Raw genomic sequence first — 24,855 nt, forward strand, 5'->3', positions numbered from 1 at the left:
CTGGCAAGTTGACTGACAATTATGCAGACAACCGACATAGGTAGTACAGCCATCCCTCACTAGCAATCTGGCCGTTTTTCAACAACTCCAGAATTTGCAAGCCTTGGCGCGACGTTTTTTTTCAGAAAAAAATGGCTGACGCTCAAATACTAACCTTTTCTCCTGCCTAAAAAATGCGTAATATACGCCGCCCTAAGCCGATGGTAACCGTGGAATGCAGATAGGTCCCCACACGCTTGAAACTCCCTTGATTGTGGCTCCCATGGCCGGTGTAACTGACCGACCATTCCGTGAACTTTGTTTGCGACTGGGGGCTGGCATGGCCGTTTCCGAGATGCTGCTGGCCAACCCGGATGTCTGGGATACCCAGAAAACCCGGATGAGGATGGATCACTCTGCAGAAGGTGGATTGCGATCGGTCCAGATTGCCGGAGCCGACCCCGAGATGATGGCGTTTGCTGCCCGCTACAACGTGGAGCAGGGCGCACAGATCGTCGACATCAACATGGGATGTCCGGCAAAAAAAGTGAATAAGAAGTTGGCAGGTTCCGCCCTGCTGCGTGCCCCCGACCAAGTCAAAGCAATTTGCCGGGCCGTGGTGGATGCAGTGGAGGTACCTGTCACCTTGAAGATCCGCACAGGATGGGATCCGGATAACCGCAATGGCGTGGAGATCGCCCGAATCGCCGAAGATTGCGGTATCGCGGCCCTCGCCGTGCATGGTCGTACCCGTGCCTGCCTCTACAAGGGCGAAGCGGAGTACGACACGATCAGGGCGATTAAGCAGGCCGTATCGATTCCTGTTGTCGCCAATGGTGACATCAACAGCCCGGAGAAAGCTCGGTATGTCCTCGACTATACCGGTGTCGACGCCGTGATGATCGGCCGAGCTGCGCAAGGACGACCCTGGATTTTCCGGGAAATCCGTCATTTTCTTGAGACGGGCACCAAGCTGCCGCCTCCCGAGAGGGAAGAGGTTCGCACCCTGATGAACGAGCATGTAACCAACCTGCACCAGTTTTATGGTGCATATCTGGGAGCGCGCATAGCCCGTAAACACGTGGGCTGGTATCTGGATGAAGAAGAGACGGGCCGAGAATTCCGTAAGCACTTCAATGCCCTGGATTGCGCAGACGCGCAACTTGAGGCACTCGAAGCGTATTTCGATGGATTAGGTTAACAAGATAACTAAAGAGCCGACCGAATATGTTCGAACAAACCCTGACTTCTGATGCATTGGTAACAACTACTCACAATCACGCTGCCGAGCCGACCCAGCGCCCCCTGCGTGACTCTGTGCAACAGGCCCTGCGTAACTACCTGGCCCAGTTGAACGGTCAGGAAGTGATTGATCTGTACGATATGGTTCTCTCCGAAGTCGAAGCGCCGATGCTGGACGTGATCATGCAGTACACCCGTGGTAACCAGACTCGCGCTGCCGTGATGATGGGTATCAACCGTGGCACCCTGCGCAAGAAGCTCAAGCGTTACGGCATGAACTAAGATAAAGCAATCAATGCATTGAAAATAAAGGCATTTTCATTAAAATGAAAATGCCTTTTTCATTTTGAACCCACATTTGGACCCACACTTACCGGGCTAGATGCCTGCGCTGATTACTCAGTTCTAACTAACCAAATGGGCAAGTGTTGCCACATTACTGCCCATATCTAACTTACCCATGTTCTACTCCTAGTCGATTCCACTCGAGAGCTCTCTTACGCCAGTGAATATCTATAGCTTGAGTAAAGTCGTGTCGAACCAGCTTTGCCCTAGCTTCACACCAGTCAGAGGATTCACGACGAATCACGATCCCCTCCAGAGCGCCTTTACGGTATCTGCTCGATGTAGTTGCAACAAGATGAATTAGGTCAGTAACCGTAGTCTTCCCATGTAGTATTTGCGGGACCGTTATCAAACCTAGGCTAGCAGCCAATGCATCACGGCGAGAAGTGCTCCAGAAGCGACCTGAGGCGCGATCATACACATCAAAGATCAGGAACCAGTCTGGCAGAGCAACATAATCTAGCGAATGACGCGCAGCGCACCATTCACCGAACAAGATGAGGCCAGGTTTCAGTTTGGAACACAGTGAGTCACAGTGTTGAGCCAGCCACGCAGGCATGCGGGCAAACTGTCCGACATAGGGGGCTGCCAGATATTGCCCTCGATTCTGTACTTGTAAACTTCCATCCGAAGCAAGAGACAAGCCGACATTCGCACCATCCAGCTTTTCTTCTACCACAACATCACCCGCAAGTAGAGATGTCACCTCACTGGGTGACAGCACCTTGTCATCACGTGGTGAGCTGTTACCCAGCCAAGCAATGTGAGGTGTGTGAGGGAAACGAAAGAATTTAGCAGTCATCCAGAGGCAACCTTTGAGGTATACCACTCATCAGGCAACAGTCTCTGAAAGTAAAGTCCTATTCCTCTCAGTTGCTCCTCTGCTATGAACCAGTCCGTCTCTGCTCCGTACACAATCGGTGGTACTTGATCGAAAAGAATCTGCGCAGCCAGTGCACACGCGACCCATTTTCTATCCTCTCGATCCGTTACCAGTTCTTCGTGCGCAGGATCAAGAACAGCAATATGCTCACCGTTTGCCTCAATTGAATCAATAGGTACATAAACGGCCTGATTTCTATCTAGCTTGTATTGTAAAACCTGCATGCCATATTCCTGCTCGCGCAAGTTGAAGGGCATGTTTCGTTCGTACTCGTCTCGTACCAGCCCTTCTTCATCTAGTACAATATGCTGCTCAGACTGGTCAAATTCAGAAAGCCAATCGTAAATCATTTCACGCAGCTCAATCTCTCTCGGCATGGCTCTCACTGCTTGATCTGACAACTCAGAGACCGCGCTGGCTGCCAGCATTACATTGGTATCAACTAGGTACATTACCATCCCTCGCTCTTAGCTCCTTTGCGCGCTTAATGGCCAAGGCGGTCTGCTCTCTTGTCTCCCCCAACACATCCCCGAAGAAACCTTCTGGCCAGTTTTTCACTCTACCGAAATCATCCAACTCTAACGACCGTAAGCGTGCCGCACTCCCTTCACGTTCAACAAAATACATTGCGGCATCTTTGGGCATGATCTGCTGTCTGGCGATCAGTGTCTGCATTCGTCGGAATAGGTGTTCGGAATGACTTTCGACGATGAACTGAACGTTTCGCTCTTTACTTACCTCGACAAACAACTCGGCTAACACTGACTGCGCTAGCGGATGCAAGTGTATCTCAGGCTCTTCAAGGATAATTGTGCTGCCTCTTGGCGCGAAATAGGCGATAGTCAAGACGGGTAGTACTTGTGAAATACCAATACCCACATCACGCAAGTTTGCTTCAACACCGTCACGGTGTACCACCAATTCGTAGCGAGTTGAGCGCCCCACTTGTTTAACTTCCAGCTTGTCGGCAACCTTCATTCGCACAAGCCACTTCGAAACACCTTCAATGATGCGATTTTGGTCATCGCCTTTCATCAAGGCGCTGGCTAGGAGCACATCAATGGCGCGATGGCCATCGCTGCCCACCTCACCAGGTTTGGATTTGTTCCAAACATAGTCTCTTTCTGGCTTACGGCGCAGCGGGCCAAGATAGATGATATTTTCCAACTCGCGGCGAATAGATAGACTCAAATCTTCGAGCACTGCGCCATCCTGCCCCAACGCCACAATTGCTTCTGCGGACAATGACACTGAGCGCTCTGGACACAGGTGCCGACCCTTAGCCCGAGGTTGAGTCTCTTCATCAACATTGAGCGAGTATGCGCCTTTCTCACGGCGAATAGACCTAAATTGCTGCTCATTTGTGCTGACACGCCATTCCTGAATGGCCACACCACCAGCCGAATTCTGGCCATAGCTACAGAAAAAATGCCCGTGATTCACACGCGAAGATGCGGGCGAATGGAAGGTAAAGCTCAGTGAAAATTGACGAACTCCAGTGACGCCTTGACGCAGCACATTGTCAAAGTCGCCAAAATTGAAGAGATCAATAATCTCATCGCCGCCAAGGTTCAAATGAACACTTCGGTCCGGTGACAGCACTGTTTGCCTGAGTAACAACAGACTTTGGATCAGCGTTGATTTGCCAGATGAGTTCGTGCCAAGCAGCATTGTAACGGGCTTCAGCTCCATGAGGCCCGTGTCTTGCCATGCCTTAAAATTTGTCAATTTGAGTCCGGTGAACATTAGTACAATTCTCCTGCTTCCGGTTTATTCCAGACGTTCATTACTGGTTGCTGGGTTCAGTTTTACTATTACGAACCTACGGTCGTTTTTTTGGCAACAATCTTCCCCGTTGTATTATCCATTCGATACTGTGAAATCGTCCCATCCAAAATGTGATGAATAACTTCAAGGACTGTTGCCAATGGAGCATGGAACCACTCTCTCGGGGTATAGCTAGTGCCATCCTGCCCCTTCAAGGTGATATCGAGGCGCTGCTTGGCGAGAAAACCGTGCACCAAGGTCTCCAACTTGTGGGTGTTCATGTTGAAACATTGGAAGGTTGTGATGATCCTGACCGGGGCTTGCAGGAACGTCTTGTCTTTCTCGGCGTGCTTTATCCGGTCTTCGACGGTGCCCTCGGTGAAACCTATTTTGTAGAGATTTTGTTTGAAGGGCATCAATACCGGGTCCGCGCTCTTTGTTGCGAGCACATAGACAAAGCCGCTTGGAATAGGAGCGTCATTTGGCAAGAGGAGTTTGTCACCTAGCATGACCTTGCGGCCTTCCTTGTCACGAATAAGCCCCTGGGTCAGTGACTGGTAGAGCATGTGCAGCTCAGTGCCATTATCAAAAACCAAGTGAAGTCGTGCGTTATACCGCTCGTACTGTTCCAGTCGCTCCCCCGCACTATGCACATAACCCATCACCCCATTCAGGATGAAGAAATCACCGACCTGAAAACCGTGCTCGTTTCGATAGCGCACGAGAGAAAACTCTTGGCCTTGCAGGCCTGTTTTCACGGTCTCAAACAGCGGTGCAAAGCGGGAAAAATCCGGACAGGGCTGGCGCTGGGCTATCTCGTCAGGTAACGCCTTTTTCTCCCTAGGCACATGCTGCATGCTGAATATATCGGGAGCATCAAAATCCAATAACCCGAGATCATCGTCGGCAAAAATGTCGTCAAGCGAGGTCACTAGCTCAGACGTGTCAACGGTCGATGTATTAACCGTCTCAGCAGCTACATCCTTTGCATGATACTGCTCATGCTTCTCTGCCACACTCCCGACAACCTCGATCCCTGCCAACAGGCCATGGATATCCTGACCTGAAAGGGCACGGCATTGCTCTGGATCTGTGCGTATCGCCTGCAAGCGCCTTGCAAGACGCTTCTCGGACATATCAGCAGAGTACGAGTTCTGAGGGGCTCTACCGTGTTGTTCAAAAAACGCCACTATGTCACCAAACTGGTTGCTCACGAGGTCAACTGGCGCGCTTCTCGGTTTTAGGGGCTCTACATCAAGCAGACCCAATACATCGTCTTCGGCGAAGATATCTTCAAGAGACGCTTTGGGTTTGAGCTGATGTGATCGCAACAGGATCATTACTTAGCTCTCCTGTTTAGCCGCAGATTGTTGTTTCTTCTGTTTGATGTAGGCCAGCGCTTCTGCCAGTCGTACCTCGATGGGATCAGGCGCATGCAACGAAGGCTCACGTTTATTCTGCTGTGCAAACGCCTTGATCCTTGGCCATAGCATGACGGCCTCCTCCTCGGAGAGTTGTGACTTGCTGGCGCTGACCGCTTCCTGAATGGTTTTGAGCATGGTGGCCGTCACAGATTTGGAGAGGATTTCATAGGCCCCATGGAACGGGTTAACCGATTCGATCAGGTCGATGCTCAGGTTGTCGATGTTGATGAACTTCTCGCCGATTTTTAAGAACTGCTTACTGGCAGTTGCTTCATCCTTGGTGGCATCAGGGCTTGCCCCTCCGATAGAGGTGGGGCTCGGGCCTCCTACAATCTCAGCATCCGGAGGCAAGTCACTCTCATGGATCAGCCCGCCCTGCTGATTGATATACATGCTTTGCAACAGGCCGGATCGAACTTGCTCTATTTCATGGGGCAATAGGTCGGGGTAGAGTTCCTGAATGACCGAGGGCAGCTCTAACTGGGTAAATACCTCGGGCGGCGCTGTTTCAGCAATCGCCTGTTTGATGACCTTATCCTTGGCCATCAGTGCGGCCAGAATCTCCTCTTTGCCGCCATTGAGAATATCCAATACCTTTTGCGTCACTGGCACGGTCTCATCCCCAACGAGCACGGTATTGGGTGGCAGCACCTCCCCAGTCCATTGCGAGCGAGGCTTGAACTGAATACTGGGGGCCAGGATCTGTTCCATCAGTAGGGAAGTGGTGATCGCCTTGAGCATGTTGTTGACCGACACCTTCACATCGTCATCTTGGGCATCGGGCTGGGCAATCAGGTTTGTGAACTGGGCGTGGGTCTTACCAGGACAATCACGGGTCGCACGACCGATGATCTGCACGACTTCGGTCAGTGAGCTGCGATAACCAATGGTCAGCACATGCTCGCAATAGGGCCAGTCAAAACCCTCTTTCGCCATGCCAAGGGCAATGATGATATCCATGTCATCAACTGATTGGATTGTACGTAAATAAGCCTGGACCTTAGGACGCTCATTGGCATCGTCATCCACCAGATTGGCAACCTTGAGCAGCTTGCCATCTTCATGTCGTTTCACCAGGTAGATGCCAGTGTCGGGATCTTTCGACTGCACCTCGCCCAGCACATCCAAGATAGCATCGACCTCTGTGTGCTTGTCCTTGGTGGACTCGCCAGAGTTCACGTTCGGGATGTGGATAATGGTTTTCAGTGAAGCGTTCAACACCGAAGGCAGAGCACCGATATATTGCCCCTGGTAGAAGTGGTAACCAATCCCGAGAGATTTCAGGTGCTGATAGCCGTTCAGTTGCTCGTAATAGGTGTAGGTGACCTTGGTAAACTTGGCTTCATCCTCTGGTGTCAGGATGGGCACGGTATCGCCACGGAAATAAGATCCTGTCATAGCAACAATATGTGCATTGGACTGCTGGATTAAGCCGTCGAGTAGCGCTCCGAGACGGCTATCTTCACTGGCGGAAACATGGTGAAACTCGTCGATGGCAATCAGGCAATCGTTAAACGAGGCGATATCTACCTCTTCAAAAGCGAAACGCAGGGTGGCGTGGGTGCAAACAAGGATCTGGTCATCACTCTCCATAAAGCGCTTAAACGCGGCCACCTTGCTCTTTTCACCGCCATGAATGCAGAGATTGTTTTCAGGTTTAACCTGCCAGTTCGCAAAGAATCCGTATTCGGTCAACGCAGTGTCTTTAAACGACGCGCCAATAGACATCTCAGGCACCGCAACAATGACTTTGCGCAGGCCCTGATTGAGCAGCTTGTCTAACCCCAGAAACATCAGTGCACGGGATTTACCGCAGGCGGGCGGCGCTTTGATTAGTAGGTAGGGGCTGTTGCGCTGAACAAAGGCGCGGGCCTGCATCTCCCGCATCCCCATACCGTTGAGCGCCGCACTCTGCCCGTTTTGGGCATAGGTCACTTGCAAGATGTTTTCCATACCTGACTCCTTATCAAAAATGGCTAGCGGGTGGCAGCAACGAGCTTTTCATAGAGTCCGAGCAGATGGCTTACCCGATCCGCTGAATCTTTAAAGGGTCGATCCCGATAGAGCTTATCTACAGCGCTATCCAGTGCCTGGTGTGCTTCAAGCAGGCCAGCAGGCATTTTTTCGGGATCATAGAGTTCAGCTAGCGTTTTGCCGGGGTAATCTTCTCGGGCCAGCTCGACTTCCTCTGCTAATCGCTCAATGTTTTGTCGCTGAACTGATGTGACAGTGGGCCAGGGGAAAGTGTTGTAAACCAATTTGGCTGAATAACGATAATCACTTTTTAACCGACCAGCCACCAAACGCATCCAGTCGTTATGGAGTAACGAACTCAGAATCCCAAATTCGTATAGGGTCCCGTTAGGAAGGATAAAATTCAGATCTGTGGAAATTACCTCCACGTCAAAGAAGCCTAAAGGTACATAGGGGCGGCGCTCAGAAGAAACTTTGGGTACTAGGATATAAGTACCAGTGAGAGGTTGCCTGATTTCATCAAACAAGTGTGGTGTGGCAGATTTTTTACGAGTCCCGGCTTTAGTACTGGAAAGTCGAAAATTTCTAACACCATCAACTCTTTTTTGAACAAGTGGCATGGCCTGCAAGTCTTCATTGATGATGCCCACCAACCATAAACACCAACGCTCTTTTGCATTCAGGAATTCATCAGCACCAAGGACTTTTTTGATCCAGCGTTTAGCTTGAGGCTCCCATTTTAACAACTCGTCATGTTCATCGCGACTCAGCAAGAGCTGTCCATTGTCCGTTGGGCCGTTACCCCGAACAATAACTAACGCATCTTTTAGTAATGGCTTCGCACTCGCTGTAACTGCAATATTACTGCCTTCTACCAAATAGGGACTGATATTGGTAACAGCGTGGCTATGCCACTCCCCCATAACTTGTTGAAACAACCGTTTCAATTTGGACCGTGCAGATAACCCAACGATTACCACATGAACAGCAGCCTTATCGCGAGCATTGTTGGCCCATGCAAAGGTGGGGTAGGCAAAGTGAATATTCAGGCCAAGATTGAAGATTCTAGGCCAGAGAGTGGCAACTTGTTCACCTTGGCATATTGAGTTGGTCGAAACCAACGCCAATTCAGCCCGCGAGTTTTGAATATATTTCGCCCCCTTCCAGAACCAACAGGCGACGAAATCAAGGCTACCTAAGGCTGTATCGTCAAACACAGCTTGCATGTCTACCCGCTGCTCAACTGAACGACCCAATGTGCCCAAGAACGGTGGATTACCGATCACATAAACCTCATCCTCGCAGTCTTTCGGACAGATTTGATTCCAATCCAAGGCCAAGCTATTGCCGCTCACGATGTTGCCAGATGATCTCAGTGGCAATGAAGGTGGCGCATAGCCAAAGGTTTGCTCCCATTGCTTGTTGAGTTGATGTTCGGCCAGCCAGAGTGCAAGGCGGGCGATCTCACAGGCGAAGTCATCTATCTCGATACCGTAAAACTGATCGAGGTGCAGGCTGCTCATGGAGAAGCCCTGCTGTGGTTCAAGCTGCTGCAAGGCTTGAATTGCCATCCGCTCCAGTGTGTGCAACTCCTTGTAGGCGATGATCAGGAAGTTACCGGAACCACAGGCGGGATCGAAGACTTTGATGTTACCGAGACGCACCAGCAGTTTTTTGAGGCCATTGGCACTCTTTCTATTTTTTTCCAACTCGGCGCGCAGTGAATCCAGAAAGAGTGGTTGGATCACCTTCATGATGTTGCTGTACGAGGTGTAGTGTTGGCCCAGATTGCCGCGCTGCTCGACATCAATCACCGCTTGGAACATTGAACCGAAGATATCCGGGTTGATATCCCCCCAGTTCATCATGCAGCACTCCAGCAGGATCTTTCGACCTTGCTTGCCGAGCGCAGGGATGGGTTCATCTACCGCGAACAGTCCACCATTTACATAGGGGAAGGCCGCCAGATGGGACGGTAGGTCTTTGCGTAACTCGCTATTGGGTTCGCTGTTCATGACTGTGAACAAGTCACTGAGGAACTGATCGAGGTCGCTGCCGTCCTCCTCGGTGTAGCCTTTAATGGCAGAGGTGAACTGACCCTGATTAAAGATCCCCGTATCTTCGGCAAACAGGCAGAACAGCAGCCGGGTCAGGAATACGTTGAGGGCATGAATATCCTCAGGTCTACTCAATTCGTTGAGGCTCTTGATGAGATCGAAGAGCTTGCCCATCTTCTCGGCAGCCTTCACATCGGCAGGGTTCTCGGCACCCAGAATAGCCTTCTCAAGACCCGCCAAGGGTAGGAAGAAACCATATTCGCGGAACAGTTCGCCGAGCTCAGTATCGAGTCTCTCCTCAGTCAGAACGTCCCACGCGAGGAAGCGAACAAAATCGGTGAGGATGACGAAGCGGTATTTGTGCTTGGTGCTGGCACACGCTGCAATCCGCTGTTCAAAAAGGAGCTCGATGTCGGTCCCTTCATTCACCGGCTGAAAGTAGAACTTTGAGTTGATGCCAACGTGGCCCGCTTCTTTGGCCAGGTTGCGATTTCCCCCTTGCTTGATATGCGTGATCGTGGCCTTGGGCAGCCCATAGGCGGCCATAAAGCCAAAGATAAATTCGGATTTGTCAGGTGCGTTGACCAACGCTTTCAAGTCATCGGAGATTTTGGTCTGATTGACGGCCATGATGATCCTTGGTGTTCTACTGCAATATCACACCCACGGTAGGGAGGGCAGGGTTCAGATTCGATTGGCTGTTATGGTAAACCAATGATGTAGCAAGACACGATACCCAATGATCCAGAATCAGAACGGTGTGTAGAGGACGAAGCCACAAAGCAGTACAAAATCAAAAAACTGTGATTTATTTCAAAAAAATAAAGCCACCCTGTGTGGATGGCTTGAGGTTGATTACAGCTCTCCCCGCTCTGCCAGCGACACCACACCCTCAGTACCGACGACCAGATGATCCAAAATCCGGATATCCACCAGTGCCAAGGCATCCTGTAGGCGTAGGGTGATATTGATATCTGCCCGGCTGGGTTCCGGGTATCCAGACGGGTGGTTATGCACCAGCATCAGGGCGGCAGCATTGTGGTGCAGTGCCCGCTTGACGACATCGCGGGGGTAGACGGTCGCAGCGGACAGGGTGCCGAGAAACAGCTCTTCATAGGCCAATATCCGGTGTTGGGTGTCGAGGAATAGCGCGGCAAACACTTCGCGATCCCGTGTTTGCAGCAGCCCTTGTAGGGCCTGATGGGCCAAGTGCTTGTCGGTGATGGCAACGCCCTTGGCGAGTTTCTGGCGGGCGACCGCTTGAGCGATGGTGAACAAGTCGTCATCGGTAACCAGGTCGGTCACCCGGTAGGTGCCGGGTTGCTCCCCAGCACAGAGTTTTTGATGCAACATGATTGATCCTCCAAAAGCGTTCTCCCCACCGGCCTATGGGCCGGTGGGGTGTGCTTTTTTGCGATAAAGGGGGTGGTGATTGCGGTGAGTGGGTCAGCGGATTACCGATACCTCCTAGTTCCCGCTGACGGTGACGCTGAAGCATTCCAGCCCGCAGTAGGCGACGAAGTTGCGCTGCCACAGCGCGAACAGCTCTCGCGCCTCTGCCAGCTGTAGCGGCCCCCAGCCTTGCATAACGTGCTCGCCGTCGAGGAAGTTGAAATCGAGTTCTTTGCCGAGCTCGGCATAGTCTCCGATACCCTGATAGCTGAAATCGGTCACGTAATCGAACAGCCAGCCATTGAGCCCACGAATGAGGCGGATCTCGACCGGATGAACGCCGCCTCGTTCGGCGCTGTAGCCGGGGTTGCGGAAGTTGAAGATGATCTGGGTGCAGCGCACCAAGTCGAGGTTGGTACGCTCTGCTTCCTGGCTGAGCAGGATCAGCAGCGCCTGACTCACGGGAAGGCTGATGCCGTCCCGGTTGAAGATAATGGTCATGGGATTGCTCCTTGCGTGGTGATGAAGTGGTTGAGCGACGAATGAAGGGGTTAGTCATCGGTGAGCCATTTGAATAACCGGTGTGTGCCATAGGCGACCGCAACGCCCACGGCCAGCGGTGCCCATGCCGGGGCGCTGATGGCGGTGACAGACAAGATGGTGCCGCTGGTCGCCGGAACGCTGGCCAAGCTGGCGGAGGCCCCCATCAAGGCGCTGGTGACGGCCTGACTGCCTTGGCTGGATTTAAGCAACTGGCTGCCGGTGGCCGCGAGGGCGGTGGTGGCCTGGTTCACCTGGGGTGAGCTGTGCCGGTCCTCGATGCACCACAGGACGAAGTGTTCGCAGTTGTTGAAGAGCAGGTGATAGTCCTGCTCGCCCAAGCGGGAGAACGCCCGTGCCACGCATTCTTCCGGGCTGAACGGCCGACGTGGGTGAGAGAGCACCTGTAGCGGCTGCTCGCCGTGAAAATCATCGAGCGAGCACTGCACGATTTGGCCCGTTTGACCATCGTTGGCAAACGGTCCCTGGTAGTGGATCACCTGCCTGTCGCCGACATAGAGACCGTGGTGGCTGTAGCCGAGGCGCTGGACGGCGAGGTGGTCGCCGAGGGTGAGAGGGGGCATGGTCATAGCGGTTCCTTATGAACTGAAAATGAAAAAGGGCGTCACCATGTGGTGACGCCCTGTGGGATTTATGTTGTCGAACGAGTGAGGCTTACTGTTTGGTGAAGGTGAGCTGGGTACGCTCGAATGGGGCCTCCCGGTAGATGTTGGCGCCATCGGCAAAGAATTGCAGCTCTGCCTGGAAGGTTGTGCCGTTGAACGGTGTGGTCACGCGCAACAGATATTGCTGCGCCACATCGACACCATCGCAGACCACGCTCACTACCATGTCCCCGCCAACCGGTGCGAACAGCAATTCCTGACGCACGGTGGCGGGGTCGCCGCCACAGATACCCTGGCTGATACCCGCCTCACGGCTGGCCTTGAAGCTCAGCGGCGCGGTGCCAAACAGCAGTTCGGCGAACTCTTGGCCATCTGGGCTGGTATCGCTGCTCTGCACGCTCCAGCGCAGCGGCGAGCTGAAGAGCCCTTCTGCGAAAGTGGGCGTGCTGATGGCATTACCGCCATCAACCGCCGTGGTCTGCGTGGCGCTGGGCAAGCCGTTGGATTGCACGAGCTTGACGGTTGCCTTCAGTTCCAACGCGTCACCTTGCATGACCTGGTGTGGCAGTGGCCAGACATCGGCAAGGTCGGCAACGGGGGTGTAGTGATGGGTGGCAGTCAGGGTCTGGCTGGCACTATCAAACTGCCAGTCCTGAGTCATAAACGGCGTGCTATTGCCCGCGTATTTCAAGAACAATGGCTTGGTCAGCCCATCAGGCTGCTGTACATCCAACTGGTAGAAGCGATTAGCGAGGGTGAAGCCATTCGCCTGCTTCTGGTGATCCTGCTCCAGATAGGCCCCGGCCAGCGAGCGCCAGCGGGTCGGGTTGTAGTTTTGCAGCTCGACCTTGCCAAAGCCGGGGATGCTGCTGTCGAGTTCGGTCGCCGCGCACCCGCCACAAATCGGCTGGGCCAATTTGATGGCGCTGTCACCGGTATGGCTCAGCTTGTCATCGCGGGTGAGGTTGAAGGGAGACTGACCCAACGCTGGGGCGTTGATGGTCAGAGCCTGGTTATCCAGTTGGTTCACAAACTGCGTATCCCCTTGCACAGTGACAACGCTGGTGCGGGTTTCGTAGCTGCTGGGGGGGCCATTGGGATTGATGGGGTCTTCCCCTCTGAGCCAGAAGGTCAGGGCGCGGTGCTGTGTCCATGCGCCCTGGCTGTCGAGGTTCTCCTGGTCATCGCTTTGCAGGACATTGCCTACACACTGGTCGAGCGCCGTCAGGCTTGGATTGGCTTGCCAGCGGGCGAACTCGGCCTGGATGTCGAAGCCTTCGCAATAACTATCCTCAGGCAACGGGGCCGTGTCATGGGGAACGGGCGTGCCCTCGTTGGTGAACTCCGTGGTGTGGTAGCTGTAGAGACCATTCGCATCCTGACTGAAGGTGCCGCTGCGGATACTCTCGCCTTTGACGGTGGCATTGCCGCTCTCGTCGTAGGTCCAGTCCCAAGCGGAGTGCAGGTTATAATGCTTGCTGTCCCAGTTCTTGTGCTCCTCGTCGATAAAGCGGCGCAGTGGCTGCTGGGCATTGTAGCCTCCCTGCTCATCGAGCAGCCAGCGGGTGCTCTCGGTACGGGTCGTCTCGATGGCCTCAACCCGTTTGGTGTAGACAACCTCTTGCAGGCGGATTAGCTGCCAGATGTCCTGATTGCGGTTGTACTCGCGCAGATTGCGAATGCTGACCGTGACCGATTGCCATCCTTGCGGGTTGTTGGTGGCAAGGGCCGCCGCCAGCTTGGCTTGCAGGGTGCTTGCCTCAACGAGTTGCTGCTCTTTGGTGGCTGCCTCTTCAGCCAGGGCCGCACTGTGTTCGTCACCCGCCGCCAGATAGTCGCCAAACAGCTTCTGTTCGCTGGCCTCCTGCGTCGTCAGCCCCAGCTCGCTGGCAATCAGTTGTTTCTCCTTGGTGGCGATGCTGGATTGATACTGGGTCTTGCGCTCCCCAGGGGCGGTGCTGGTGACCAGTTGGTGGGTATAGGGGCTGACCACAAACTCGGCACCGTCAACGTAACCGAACAGGGTTGGGGTAGCGGCGGCCCGAGCAGCAGCCTTCAGCGAGGTGGCAGGAGCAGCAAGAATAGCCCATGCCTGACGGGCGTCGGCTTGCTGCGTTTCTGGCAGGGTGAAGCTGAAACGCCCCTGACTGTCGGTGGTGGTCTGCGGTTCGCCGTTGTCACATTGCTGGTTGGCGTTGAGGTCCAGGCAGGCGGCTTGCCCAGCCAGATAGTCGCCGGAGAGGGCGCGACCGGTTAGGGTGATATCGGCAGGAGCGCCATTGCCGCCATTATCACTACTGCTGTTGTCGCTGCCACCGCCGCAAGCACTGAGGACCAACGCGGCGATTAACGAGAGATGATGATGTTTTTTCATTATTTTTCTTCCTTGTGTTGAATACGAATCCGATGCGCCGGGAGATACCCCGGCATTATTTTTCTGTTGTCCTGAGGATGCGTTGCACGCTGGAAATGCTGATCCCCGTCTGCCTCGCGATCTCGGCCCTGGGTAACCCGCGCTTGGCTAGCGCCAGCACCTCGCGCCCCTTTGCCATCGCGGTGGGCTTGCGGCCCTTGTAGGCCCCACGCCGTTTGGCGAGCTCAATCCCCTCGGCTTGGCGTTCCAGCATCAACTCCCGCTCGAAGGTGGCGATGGCGCCGATCATGGTCAGCATCAACTTGCCGGTCGGGGTTGAGGTGTCGACGCCTAGGTTCAAGATGCGCAGGGCCACTTGTCGCTGTTGCAGGTACTCCGAAATTTCCAACAGGTGGCGAGTGTTGCGTGCCAGGCGATCCAGCTTGGTCACCATCACCACATCCCCCTCATTCACACAATCCAGCAGCAGGGCGAGCTGGGGCCGGTCATCGCTGGCGCCGCTCACCTTCTCCTGGAAAATCTTGCTGCACTCGGCCAGCGCTTGAAGCTGGGTATCCAGGCTCTGGCCTACCGTGCTCACGCGTGCATAACCTACCAGTGCCATGGTCTCCTCCCGGTCAATAGGGCAAGCCCTATTGCCCCTCACGAAATAGGCACCTTTGTCATTTTCAGAAGACGACTGCACCAGTTGATTGGGCGTAATGGCTGTTGTGCAGCCAGCTCCTGACAGTTCAATATCAGAAGTGATCTGCACCAATCTCGACTATGCTCAATACTCGTGTGCACCAAAGCGAGGTGAGCATGGCGACGGACACCCCACGGATTCCAGAACAAGGCGTGGCCACTCTGCCTGATGAGGCTTGGGAGCGTGCGCGCCGTCGTGCGGAGATCATCAGTCCGTTGGCGCAGTCGGAGACGGTCGGGCACGAAGCGGCCGATATGGCGGCTCAGGCGCTGGGCTTGTCTCGGCGCCAGGTATACGTTCTGATCCGGCGTGCCCGGCAAGGCAGCGGCCTCGTGACGGATCTGGTGCCCGGCCAGTCCGGTGGAGGTAAAGGTAAGGGGCGCTTGCCGGAACCGGTCGAGCGCGTCATCCACGAGCTACTGCAAAAGCGGTTCCTGACCAAGCAGAAGCGCAGCCTAGCGGCCTTTCACCGCGAAGTCACTCAGGTGTGCAAGGCTCAAAAACTGCGAGTGCCGGCGCGCAATACCGTGGCCTTACGGATCGCTAGCCTTGACCCGCGCAAGGTCATCCGCCGGCGGGAAGGCCAGGATGCCGCTCGTGACCTACAAGGTGTGGGCGGCGAGCCTCCTGCCGTGACCGCGCCGCTGGAGCAGGTGCAGATAGACCATACGGTCATCGACCTGATCGTGGTCGATGACCGCGACCGGCAACCTATTGGCCGCCCGTACCTGACCCTCGCCATCGACGTGTTCACCCGCTGCGTGCTCGGCATGGTCGTCACGCTGGAAGCGCCGTCTGCCGTTTCGGTTGGCCTGTGCCTCGTGCATGTCGCCTGCGACAAGCGCCCTTGGCTGGAAGGACTGAACGTGGAAATGGATTGGCAGATGAGCGGCAAGCCCTTGCTGCTCTACCTAGACAACGCGGCCGAGTTCAAGAGCGAGGCCCTGCGCCGGGGTTGCGAGCAGCATGGCATCCGGCTGGACTATCGCCCGCTGGGACAGCCGCACTATGGCGGCATCGTGGAACGGATCATCGGCACGGCGATGCAGATGATTCACGACGAACTGCCGGGAACGACCTTCTCCAACCCTGACCAGCGCGGCGACTACGATTCCGAAAACAAGGCCGCCCTGACGCTGCGCGAGCTAGAGCGCTGGCTCACATTGGCGGTCGGCACCTACCACGGTTCGGTGCACAACGGCCTGCTCCAACCGCCGGCCGCGCGCTGGGCCGAGGCCGTGGCGCGTGTCGGCGTACCGGCCGTCGTCACACGCGCTACTTCGTTCCTGGTCGATTTTCTGCCGATCCTCCGGCGCACGCTGACCCGCACCGGCTTTGTCATCGACCACATCCACTACTACGCCGATGGGCACTGTTGCAAATAGTCGGTGGTGATAAACTTATCATCCCCTTTTGCTGATGGAGCTGCACATGAACCCATTCAAAGGCCGGCATTTTCAGCGTGACATCATTCTGTGGGCCGTACGCTGGTACTGCAAATACGGCATCAGTTACCGTGAGCTGCAGGAGATGCTGGCTGAACGCGGAGTGAATGTCGATCACTCCACGATTTACCGCTGGGTTCAGCGTTATGCGCCTGAAATGGAAAAACGGCTGCGCTGGTACTGGCGTAACCCTTCCGATCTTTGCCCGTGGCACATGGATGAAACCTACGTGAAGGTCAATGGCCGCTGGGCGTATCTGTACCGGGCCGTCGACAGCCGGGGCCGCACTGTCGATTTTTATATCTCCTCCCGTCGTAACAGCAAAGCTGCATACCGGTTTCTGGGTAAAATCCTCAACAACGTGAAGAAGTGGCAGATCCCGCGATTCATCAACACGGATAAAGCGCCCGCCTATGGTCGCGCGCTTGCTCTGCTCAAACGCGAAGGCCGGTGCCCGTCTGACGTTGAACACCGACAGATTAAGTACCGGAACAACGTGATTGAATGCGATCATGGCAAACTGAAACGGATAATCGGCGCCACGCTGGGATTTAAATCCATGAAGACGGCTTACGCCACCATCAAAGGTATTGAGGTGATGCGTGCACTACGCAAAGGCCAGGCCTCAGCATTTTATTATGGTGATCCCCTGGGCGAAATGCGCCTGGTAAGCAGAGTTTTTGAAATGTAAGGCCTTTGAATAAGACAAAAGGCTGCCTCATCGCTAACTTTGCAACAGTGCCGGATTGAATATAACCGACGTGACTGTTACATTTAGGTGGCTAAACCCGTCAAGCCCTCAGGAGTGAATCATGACCGTAGTCACGACCGCCGATACCTCCCAACTGTACGCACTTGCAGCCCGACATGGGCTCAAGCTCCATGGCCCGCTGACTGTCAATGAGCTTGGGCTCGACTATAGGATCGTGATCGCCACCGTCGACGATGGACGTCGGTGGGTGCTGCGCATCCCGCGCCGAGCCGAGGTAAGCGCGAAGGTCGAACCAGAGGCGCGGGTGCTGGCAATGCTCAAGAATCGCCTGCCGTTCGCGGTGCCGGACTGGCGCGTGGCCAACGCCGAGCTCGTTGCCTATCCCATGCTCGAAGACTCGACTGCGATGGTCATCCAGCCTGGTTCGTCCACGCCCGACTGGGTCGTGCCGCAGGACTCGGAGGTCTTCGCGGAGAGCTTCGCGACCGCGCTCGCCGCCCTGCATGCCGTCCCCATTTCCGCCGCCGTGGATGCGGGGATGCTCATCCGTACACCGACGCAGGCCCGTCAGAAGGTGGCCGACGACGTTGACCGCGTCCGACGCGAGTTCGTGGTGAACGACAAGCGCCTCCACCGGTGGCAGCGCTGGCTCGACGACGATTCGTCGTGGCCAGATTTCTCCGTGGTGGTGCATGGCGATCTCTACGTGGGCCATGTGCTCATCGACAACACGGAGCGCGTCAGCGGGATGATCGACTGGAGCGAGGCCCGCGTTGATGACCCTGCCATCGACATGGCCGCGCACCTTATGGTCTTTGGTGAAGAGGGGCTCGCGAAGCTCCTCCTCACGTATGAAGCGGCCGGTGGCCGGGTGTGGCCGCGGCTCGCCCACCACATCGCGGAGCGCCTTGCGTTCGGGGCGGTCACCTACGCACTCTTCGCCCTCGACTCGGGTAACGAAGAGTACCTCGCTGCGGCGAAGGCGCAGCTCGCCGCAGCGGAATGAGCGAACGTCGATATAGCCCGCTCGCGACGCTGTTCGCGGCGACCTTTCTCTTCCGGATCGGCAACGCGGTGGCGGCCCTCGCGCTTCCATGGTTCGTCCTGTCTCATACAAAGAGCGCGGCCTGGGCGGGCGCCACGGCCGCTAGCAGCGTCATCGCGACCATCATCGGCGCGTGGGTTGGTGGTGGCCTCGTCGATCGGTTCGGGCGCGCGCCCGTCGCATTGATCTCGGGTGTGGTGGGCGGCGTGGCCATGGCGAGCATCCCACTGCTCGATGCCGTTGGCGCCCTCTCGAACACTGGGCTGATCGCTTGCGTGGTGCTCGGTGCCGCGTTCGACGCACCCGGTATGGCCGCGCAGGACAGTGAGCTGCCCAAACTCGGCCACGTCGCCGGGCTCTCCGTTGAGCGCGTCTCGTCACTGAAAGCGGTGATCGGGAACGTCGCGATTCTAGGTGGCCCGGCCCTTGGGGGCCGCAATCGGCCTGCTTGGCGCTGCGCCAACGCTCGGGCTGACGGCGTTCTGCTCCGTCCTTGCAGGTCTGCTCGGCGCGTGGGTGCTTCCCGCGCGTGCCGCTCGGACGATGACCACGACGGCGACTCTCTCCATGCGCGCCGGCGTCGCTTTTCTCTGGAGCGAACCCCTGCTGCGCCCTCTCTTTGGTATAGTGATGATCTTCGTGGGCATCGTTGGCGCCAACGGCAGCGTCATCATGCCTGCGCTGTTTGTAGATGCAGGACGCCAAGTAGCAGAGCTCGGGCTGTTCTCCTCAATGATGGGGGCTGGTGGTCTCCTTGGCATTGCCATTCATGCGTCGGTCGGCGCCCGGATATCAGCGCAGAACTGGCTGGCGGTGGCATTTTGTGGCTCTGCGGTGGGCTCGCTTCTGCTTTCACAGTTGCCAGGCGTGCCGGTGCTGATGTTGTTGGGCGCGCTCGTGGGACTGCTGACCGGCTCAGTCTCTCCCATTCTCAACGCTGCCATCTACAACCGCACGCCGCCAGAACTTCTCGGCCGGGTACTCGGCACGGTCTCGGCGGTGATGCTGTCAGCCTCGCCCATGGTTATGCTTGCGGCCGGCGCGTTTGTCGACCTTGCTGGTCCGCTCCCTGGCCTCGTTGTATCGGCCGTGTTTGCGGGGCTCGTGGCTCTACTCTCGCTCCGTCTTCAATTTGCTACAATGGCGGCGGCAGCCACAGCCTCCGCCCCAACCCATACAGAAGGTGAACACTGATGCCCCGCCCCAAGCTCAAGTCCGATGACGAGGTACTCGAGGCCGCCACCGTAGTGCTGAAGCGTTGCGGTCCCATAGAGTTCACGCTCAGCGGAGTAGCAAAGGAGGTGGGGCTCTCCCGCGCAGCGTTAATCCAGCGCTTCACCAACCGCGATACGCTGCTGGTGAGGATGATGGAGCGCGGCGTCGAGCAGGTGCGGCATTACCTGAATGCGATACCGATAGGCGCAGGGCCGCAAGGGCTCTGGGAATTTTTGCAGGTGCTCGTTCGGAGCATGAACACTCGCAACGACTTCTCGGTGAACTATCTCATCTCCTGGTACGAGCTCCAGGTGCCGGAGCTACGCACGCTTGCGATCCAGCGGAACCGCGCGGTGGTGGAGGGGATCCGCAAGCGACTGCCCCCAGGTGCTCCTGCGGCAGCTGAGTTGCTCCTGCACTCGGTCATCGCTGGCGCGACGATGCAGTGGGCCGTCGATCCGGATGGTGAGCTAGCTGATCATGTGCTGGCTCAGATCGCTGCCATCCTGTGTTTAATGTTTCCCGAACACGACGATTTCCAACTCCTCCAGGCACATGCGTAAACGGAGGTGTGCAGAGTCCCTGCGGCAGGCGACGAACACGACCGTCGTCGATTAGTACCGGTACGGTCGGTGGTATCGAAGTCTTGATCACCACTCAGGTCTACGGCTTACAAATGGTGACCATCCCGATACTTGCGTCAGAGCACCGGGCCGATTCTTTGACAGTGAATCACTCCCGTAAGGTTGTGCCGGTGTGGGTGTCCCGGGTCGAGACGATACTCCGCCAATGCGCCCAGCAAACAACCTGGCCATCGCAGGTGGTGGGGAGCGGTGTGGCGGATGAGTTGGACAAGTTGGTGTAGCAGCACGAGCACGGCGAGATAACATCGCAGGAGTTCGACATGCTCAAGAGACAGCTGATTGCGAATCGCGATGCAGATTCATAACCCGATTGCGGGTTGGCTTCACTCCACCATCACCGAGCAGACTAGCACGGCGGGCTCTGTTGCAAAGATTGGCGGCAGTCAGAGGTAGGCTGTCGCTCTGCGCCGATCAGGCGGCTGCTGCGAAATGGTGGTTGAGCATGCCCATGGCCTCCGTCAGCGCCGAGGGCCCAATGCCAAAGCTCTCTCCACAAGGCGCACCTCGCCCCTGATGCCGGGCTGCAGGCACCAGGGGCGAGCCTGTCCTTTGCGCAGGGCTCGCATGACTTCGAATCCCTTGATCGTGGCATAGGCCGTGGGGATCGATTTGAAACCGCGCACCGGCTTGATCAGTATCTTGAGCTTTCCGTGATCGGCCTCGATCACGTTATTGAGATACTTCACCTGCCGGTGGGCCGTCTCCCGGTCCAGCTTTCCTTCGCGCTTCAATTCGGTGATCGCTGCACCATAGCTCGGCGCTTTGTCGGTATTGAGCGTGGCAGGCTTTTCCCAGTGCTTCAGGCCTCGCAGGGCCTTGCCCAGGAACCGCTTCGCTGCCTTGGCGCTGCGGGTCGGCGACAGGTAGAAATCGATCGTGTCGCCCCGCTTGTCGACTGCCCGGTACAGGTAGGTCCACTTGCCCCGCACCTTGACGTAGGTTTCATCCAGGCGCCAGCTCGGATCAAAGCCACGCCGCCAGAACCAGCGCAGCCGCTTCTCCATCTCCGGGGCGTAGCACTGGACCCAGCGATAGATCGTCGTATGGTCGACCGAAATGCCGCGTTCCGCCAGCATTTCCTCAAGGTCGCGATAGCTGATCGGATAGCGACAATACCAGCGCACCGCCCACAGGATCACATCACCCTGGAAATGGCGCCACTTGAAATCCGTCATCGTTCCGTCCGTCCAATCTCCGCCAAGCATGCTCAAGCTTCACGATTTTTGCAACAGAGCCCACACGAGTATTGAGCATAGTCGAGATTGGTGCAGATCACTTCTGATATTGAACTGTCAGGAGCTGGCTGCACAACAGCCATTACGCCCAATCAACTGGTGCAGTCGTCTTCTGAAAATGACATTTGGTATCTCTCATAAACGGATGTTTTTGAGAGAACTATCTTCGGCCTTCACACGCACGAAAGGCGGCGAAGCTCCGCCGTTAATCCGTCCGCCGGAGATCTCGCCCAGGCAGGCTGAAGGCCGAGCAAGCCTGACAGGCCCGAAAAGCCCGGCACGGGCGTCGGCGGCGATGACGGCGGCGGCATTATCCAGGGTTGATGATGGAAGTGGAGGATATCGACAACCTCTCGCGCAACCAAGACATCGCGGTCGGACTGCAAGTGATCTTGAAGCCACGGGCCCGTCCCACCCCGACATGGACCTCGATGCCCGAACGGACGTTAGATTTCGAGTTCTAGGCGTTCTGCGATGAAGGTTGGATCCCAGCCGGGATTGAAAGTGTCGACGTGGGTGAATCCGAGCCGCTCGTATAGGCCACGCAGGTTCGGGTGGCAGTCGAGCCGCAGCTTGGCGCACCCCTGCGTTCGCGCGGCATGGCGGCAAGCCTCGATCAGCGCGGAGCTGACACCCCGGCCCGCATGTGTCCGTCGCACCGCGAGCTTGTGCAGATATGCGGCCTCCCCTTGAGGGCGTCGGGCCAGAACTCGGGATCCTCGGCCGACAAGGTGCAACAGCCGACGATGCCGTCGCTGCAACTCGCGACTAGGAGCTCGGATCTCAGGACGAAGGTCTCCGCGAATGTCCGGTCGATCCGCGCGACGTCCCAGGCGGGCGTTCCCTTGGCGGACATCCACGCCGCAGCGTCGTGCATCAGCCGCACAACCTCGTCGATATCACCCGAGCAGGCGACCCGAACGTTCGGAGGCTCCTCGCTGTCCATTCGCTCCCCTGGCGCGGTATGAACCGCCGCCTCATAGTGCAGTTTGATCCTGACGAGCCCAGCATGTCTGCGCCCACCTTCGCGGAACCTGACCAGGGTCCGCTAGCGGGCGGCCGGAAGGTGAATGCTAGGCATGATCTAACCCTCGGTCTCTGGCGTCGCGACTGCGAAATTTCGCGAGGGTTTCCGAGAAGGTGATTGCGCTTCGCAGATCTCCAGGCGCGTGGGTGCGGACGTAGTCAGCGCCATTGCCGATCGCGTGAAGTTCCGCCGCAAGGCTCGCTGGACCCAGATCCTTTACAGGAAGGCCAACGGTGGCGCCCAAGAAGGATTTCCGCGACACCGAGACCAATAGCGGAAGCCCCAACGCCGACTTCAGCTTTTGAAGGTTCGACAGCACGTGCAGCGATGTTTCCGGTGCGGGGCTCAAGAAAAATCCCATCCCCGGATCGAGGATGAGCCGGTCGGCAGCGACCCCGCTCCGTCGCAAGGCGGAAACCCGCGCCTCGAAGAACCGCACAATCTCGTCGAGCGCGTCTTCGGGTCGAAGGTGACCGGTGCGGGTGGCGATGCCATCCCGCTGCGCTGAGTGCATAACCACCAGCCTGCAGTCCGCCTCAGCAATATCGGGATAGAGCGCAGGGTCAGGAAATCCTTGGATATCGTTCAGGTAGCCCACGCCGCGCTTGAGCGCATAGCGCTGGGTTTCCGGTTGGAAGCTGTCGATTGAAACACGGTGCATCTGATCGGACAGGGCGTCTAAGAGCGGCGCAATACGTCTGATCTCATCGGCCGGCGATACAGGCCTCGCGTCCGGATGGCTGGCGGCCGGTCCGACATCCACGACGTCTGATCCGACTCGCAGCATTTCGATCGCCGCGGTGACAGCGCCGGCGGGGTCTAGCCGCCGGCTCTCATCGAAGAAGGAGTCCTCGGTGAGATTCAGAATGCCGAACACCGTCACCATGGCGTCGGCCTCCGCAGCGACTTCCACGATGGGGATCGGGCGAGCAAAAAGGCAGCAATTATGAGCCCCATACCTACAAAGCCCCACGCATCAAGCTTTTGCCCATGAAGCAACCAGGCAATGGCTGTAATTATGACGACGCCGAGTCCCGACCAGACTGCATAAGCAACACCGACAGGGATGGATTTCAGAACCAGAGAAAGAAAATAAAATGCGATGCCATAACCGATTATGACAACGGCGGAAGGGGCAAGCTTAGTAAAGCCCTCGCTAGATTTTAATGCGGATGTTGCGATTACTTCGCCAACTATTGCGATAACAAGAAAAAGCCAGCCTTTCATGATATATCTCCCAATTTGTGTAGGGCTTATTATGCACGCTTAAAAATAATAAAAGCAGACTTGACCTGATAGTTTGGCTGTGAGCAATTATGTGCTTAGTGCATCTAACGCCTGAATTAAGCTGCGCCGCGAAGCGGCGTCGGCTTGAATGAACTGTTAGACATCATTGGCGTGGAGCCGAGCAGACTGGCGGCTTCGTGCTTCACAAAGTAAATGAACGCAGTCAACTGATCAGCGCGTGAGGCCAAGCAATCCATCCCTTGTCCAAGGTAAGCCTGCTGGGCTTCAAGCAGCACGGGCTGATGTTGGACGGGCAGGCGTTCCATTACCCAGTTGGCAGCTACATCCTTCGGCGCGATCTTGCCGGTTGCTGCGCTGTACCAAATGCGAGACAAAGTAAGCACTACATTCCGCTCGTCGCCTGCCCAATCCGGTTGTGAGTTCCATAGTTTCAAGGTGTCGGCCAGTGCTTTGAATAGATCGCTTTCCGGGACTGAGTTGAAGAAATCTTCCGCGGCCGAACCTGCCAAGGCAAGGCTGTGTTGCCTTGCTTTAGTTAGCAGAATAGCCAGATCAACATCGGTTGTCGCGGGCTCGAAGATGCCCGCAAGAATGTCCTTGCGCTGCCACTCCCCGAATTGCAGTTCCCGTCTGGCTGGATAACGCCAAGGAACAACATCGCCGTACACGACGATGGTAACTTCCAAGGCACGGAGAGCTTCACTTTGGCCGGGAGAAGCGGAAACTTCCAGGAAATCTACGAACAGAGCCTGCCGCACAGTCTCATCGAGCTGTGCAGTCACAGTAACCAGCAAATCAATATCACTGCATGGCTTCAGGCCACCGTCGAGTGCAGAGCCGTACAAATGCACGGCCAGCAACGTCGATCCCAGATGATGCTCGATGACGTTGAGTGCCTGTGATAGCTGTACCGAAATCTCGGCGGGCACTGCGTTGCTCATGATGTCTAACTCCCAATTTGTGTAGGGCTTATTATGCACGCTTAAAAATAATAAA

The 24,855-nt window shown here is 56.2% G+C and carries 19 protein-coding genes and 5 pseudogenes; 8 read left to right on the forward strand and 16 right to left on the reverse strand.

Annotation, left to right across the window (positions count from 1 at the left end; all coding sequences use genetic code 11):
• Positions 1–214 precede the first annotated feature (214 nt).
• Both dusB and fis read left to right on the forward strand, forming a co-directional pair.
• A complete protein-coding gene (gene dusB, locus NMD14_17045; protein XEI32418.1) occupies positions 215–1,180 on the forward strand; it encodes a tRNA dihydrouridine synthase DusB in 966 nt (321 codons plus the stop codon).
• A 26-nt stretch (positions 1,181–1,206) separates the two neighbouring features.
• Positions 1,207–1,503 (forward strand): DNA-binding transcriptional regulator Fis, encoded by a 297-nt coding sequence (fis, locus tag NMD14_17050; protein XEI32419.1) that lies wholly within the window; start codon positions 1,207–1,209, stop codon positions 1,501–1,503.
• Positions 1,504–1,675: 172 nt separating this feature from the next.
• On the opposite strand, the gene NMD14_17055 is transcribed toward fis, so the two are convergent.
• The 11 genes from NMD14_17055 to NMD14_17105 form a co-directional block, all read right to left on the reverse strand.
• Positions 1,676–2,368, reverse strand: coding sequence for an RNA ligase family protein (locus NMD14_17055; GenBank protein XEI32420.1), 693 nt, complete (start codon positions 2,366–2,368; stop codon positions 1,676–1,678).
• Positions 2,365–2,901, reverse strand: coding sequence for a hypothetical protein (locus NMD14_17060; GenBank protein XEI32421.1), 537 nt, complete (start codon positions 2,899–2,901; stop codon positions 2,365–2,367). Before NMD14_17060 ends, NMD14_17055 begins: the two co-directional genes overlap by 4 nt.
• Positions 2,888–4,195 (reverse strand): DUF3696 domain-containing protein, encoded by a 1,308-nt coding sequence (locus NMD14_17065; protein XEI32422.1) that lies wholly within the window; start codon positions 4,193–4,195, stop codon positions 2,888–2,890. Before NMD14_17065 ends, NMD14_17060 begins: the two co-directional genes overlap by 14 nt.
• A gap of 68 nt (positions 4,196–4,263) precedes the next feature.
• On the reverse strand, positions 4,264–5,556 hold the full coding sequence (locus tag NMD14_17070) for a GIY-YIG nuclease family protein (GenBank protein XEI32423.1): 1,293 nt from the start codon (positions 5,554–5,556) through the stop codon (positions 4,264–4,266).
• A 3-nt stretch (positions 5,557–5,559) separates the two neighbouring features.
• Positions 5,560–7,593, reverse strand: a complete 2,034-nt coding sequence (locus NMD14_17075) for an ATP-dependent helicase (GenBank protein XEI32424.1) — start codon at positions 7,591–7,593, stop codon at positions 5,560–5,562.
• A gap of 23 nt (positions 7,594–7,616) precedes the next feature.
• A complete protein-coding gene (locus NMD14_17080; protein ID XEI32425.1) occupies positions 7,617–10,301 on the reverse strand; it encodes an N-6 DNA methylase in 2,685 nt (894 codons plus the stop codon).
• A 225-nt stretch (positions 10,302–10,526) separates the two neighbouring features.
• Positions 10,527–11,024, reverse strand: a complete 498-nt coding sequence (radC, locus tag NMD14_17085; protein XEI32426.1) for a DNA repair protein RadC — start codon at positions 11,022–11,024, stop codon at positions 10,527–10,529.
• Between the two features lie 114 nt (positions 11,025–11,138).
• Complete coding sequence (locus NMD14_17090) at positions 11,139–11,564, reverse strand: DUF2787 domain-containing protein (protein XEI32427.1); 426 nt, start codon at positions 11,562–11,564, stop codon at positions 11,139–11,141.
• 50 nt (positions 11,565–11,614) lie between these two features.
• Complete coding sequence (locus NMD14_17095) at positions 11,615–12,193, reverse strand: lecithin retinol acyltransferase family protein (GenBank protein ID XEI32428.1); 579 nt, start codon at positions 12,191–12,193, stop codon at positions 11,615–11,617.
• An 85-nt stretch (positions 12,194–12,278) separates the two neighbouring features.
• Positions 12,279–14,603 (reverse strand): hypothetical protein, encoded by a 2,325-nt coding sequence (locus tag NMD14_17100; GenBank protein ID XEI32429.1) that lies wholly within the window; start codon positions 14,601–14,603, stop codon positions 12,279–12,281.
• A 55-nt stretch (positions 14,604–14,658) separates the two neighbouring features.
• Positions 14,659–15,207 carry a recombinase family protein gene (locus NMD14_17105; GenBank protein ID XEI32430.1) on the reverse strand — a complete coding sequence of 183 codons (549 nt, stop codon included), beginning with the start codon at positions 15,205–15,207 and terminating at the stop codon, positions 14,659–14,661.
• 39 nt (positions 15,208–15,246) lie between these two features.
• On the opposite strand from NMD14_17105, the pseudogene NMD14_17110 reads away from it, so the two are divergent.
• The 6 genes and pseudogenes from NMD14_17110 to mphR(A) all read left to right on the forward strand — a co-directional run bounded on the left by NMD14_17110 (position 15,247) and on the right by mphR(A) (position 20,268).
• Positions 15,247–15,330: pseudogene (locus tag NMD14_17110) on the forward strand (EAL domain-containing protein).
• A gap of 74 nt (positions 15,331–15,404) precedes the next feature.
• Positions 15,405–16,655: pseudogene (locus NMD14_17115) on the forward strand (transposase).
• A gap of 64 nt (positions 16,656–16,719) precedes the next feature.
• Positions 16,720–17,424 carry an IS6-like element IS26 family transposase gene (locus tag NMD14_17120; GenBank protein XEI32431.1) on the forward strand — a complete coding sequence of 235 codons (705 nt, stop codon included), beginning with the start codon at positions 16,720–16,722 and terminating at the stop codon, positions 17,422–17,424.
• A 121-nt stretch (positions 17,425–17,545) separates the two neighbouring features.
• A complete protein-coding gene (locus NMD14_17125; GenBank protein XEI32432.1) occupies positions 17,546–18,451 on the forward strand; it encodes an Mph(A) family macrolide 2'-phosphotransferase in 906 nt (301 codons plus the stop codon).
• A pseudogene (gene mrx(A), locus NMD14_17130) lies at positions 18,448–19,684 on the forward strand (macrolide resistance MFS transporter Mrx(A)). Before NMD14_17125 ends, mrx(A) begins: the two are co-directional and overlap by 4 nt.
• Positions 19,684–20,268: a macrolide-binding transcriptional repressor MphR(A) gene (gene mphR(A) / locus NMD14_17135; GenBank protein XEI32433.1), complete on the forward strand. Its 585-nt coding sequence runs from the start codon at positions 19,684–19,686 to the stop codon at positions 20,266–20,268. The pseudogene mrx(A) and the gene mphR(A) overlap by 1 nt, the downstream one beginning before the upstream one ends.
• Positions 20,269–20,760: 492 nt before the next feature.
• On the opposite strand, the pseudogene NMD14_17140 reads toward mphR(A), so the two are convergent.
• The 5 genes and pseudogenes from NMD14_17140 to NMD14_17160 all read right to left on the reverse strand — a co-directional run bounded on the left by NMD14_17140 (position 20,761) and on the right by NMD14_17160 (position 24,800).
• Positions 20,761–21,524, reverse strand: a pseudogene (locus NMD14_17140) (IS6-like element IS6100 family transposase).
• A 506-nt stretch (positions 21,525–22,030) separates the two neighbouring features.
• Positions 22,031–22,530 (reverse strand): annotated as a pseudogene (locus NMD14_17145) (GNAT family N-acetyltransferase).
• A gap of 127 nt (positions 22,531–22,657) precedes the next feature.
• On the reverse strand, positions 22,658–23,497 hold the full coding sequence (gene sul1 / locus NMD14_17150; protein ID XEI32434.1) for a sulfonamide-resistant dihydropteroate synthase Sul1: 840 nt from the start codon (positions 23,495–23,497) through the stop codon (positions 22,658–22,660).
• A complete protein-coding gene (locus tag NMD14_17155; protein XEI32435.1) occupies positions 23,491–23,838 on the reverse strand; it encodes a quaternary ammonium compound efflux SMR transporter QacE delta 1 in 348 nt (115 codons plus the stop codon). Before NMD14_17155 ends, sul1 begins: the two co-directional genes overlap by 7 nt.
• Before the next feature lie 116 nt (positions 23,839–23,954).
• The gene (locus tag NMD14_17160; protein ID XEI32436.1) at positions 23,955–24,800 is read right to left on the reverse strand and encodes an ANT(3'')-Ia family aminoglycoside nucleotidyltransferase AadA16; all 846 of its coding nucleotides are present in this window, start codon (positions 24,798–24,800) and stop codon (positions 23,955–23,957) included.
• Positions 24,801–24,855 lie beyond the last annotated feature (55 nt).

The sequence above is a fragment of the Aeromonas veronii genome (assembly GCA_041319085.1).
GTDB lineage: Bacteria > Pseudomonadota > Gammaproteobacteria > Enterobacterales > Aeromonadaceae > Aeromonas > Aeromonas veronii_F.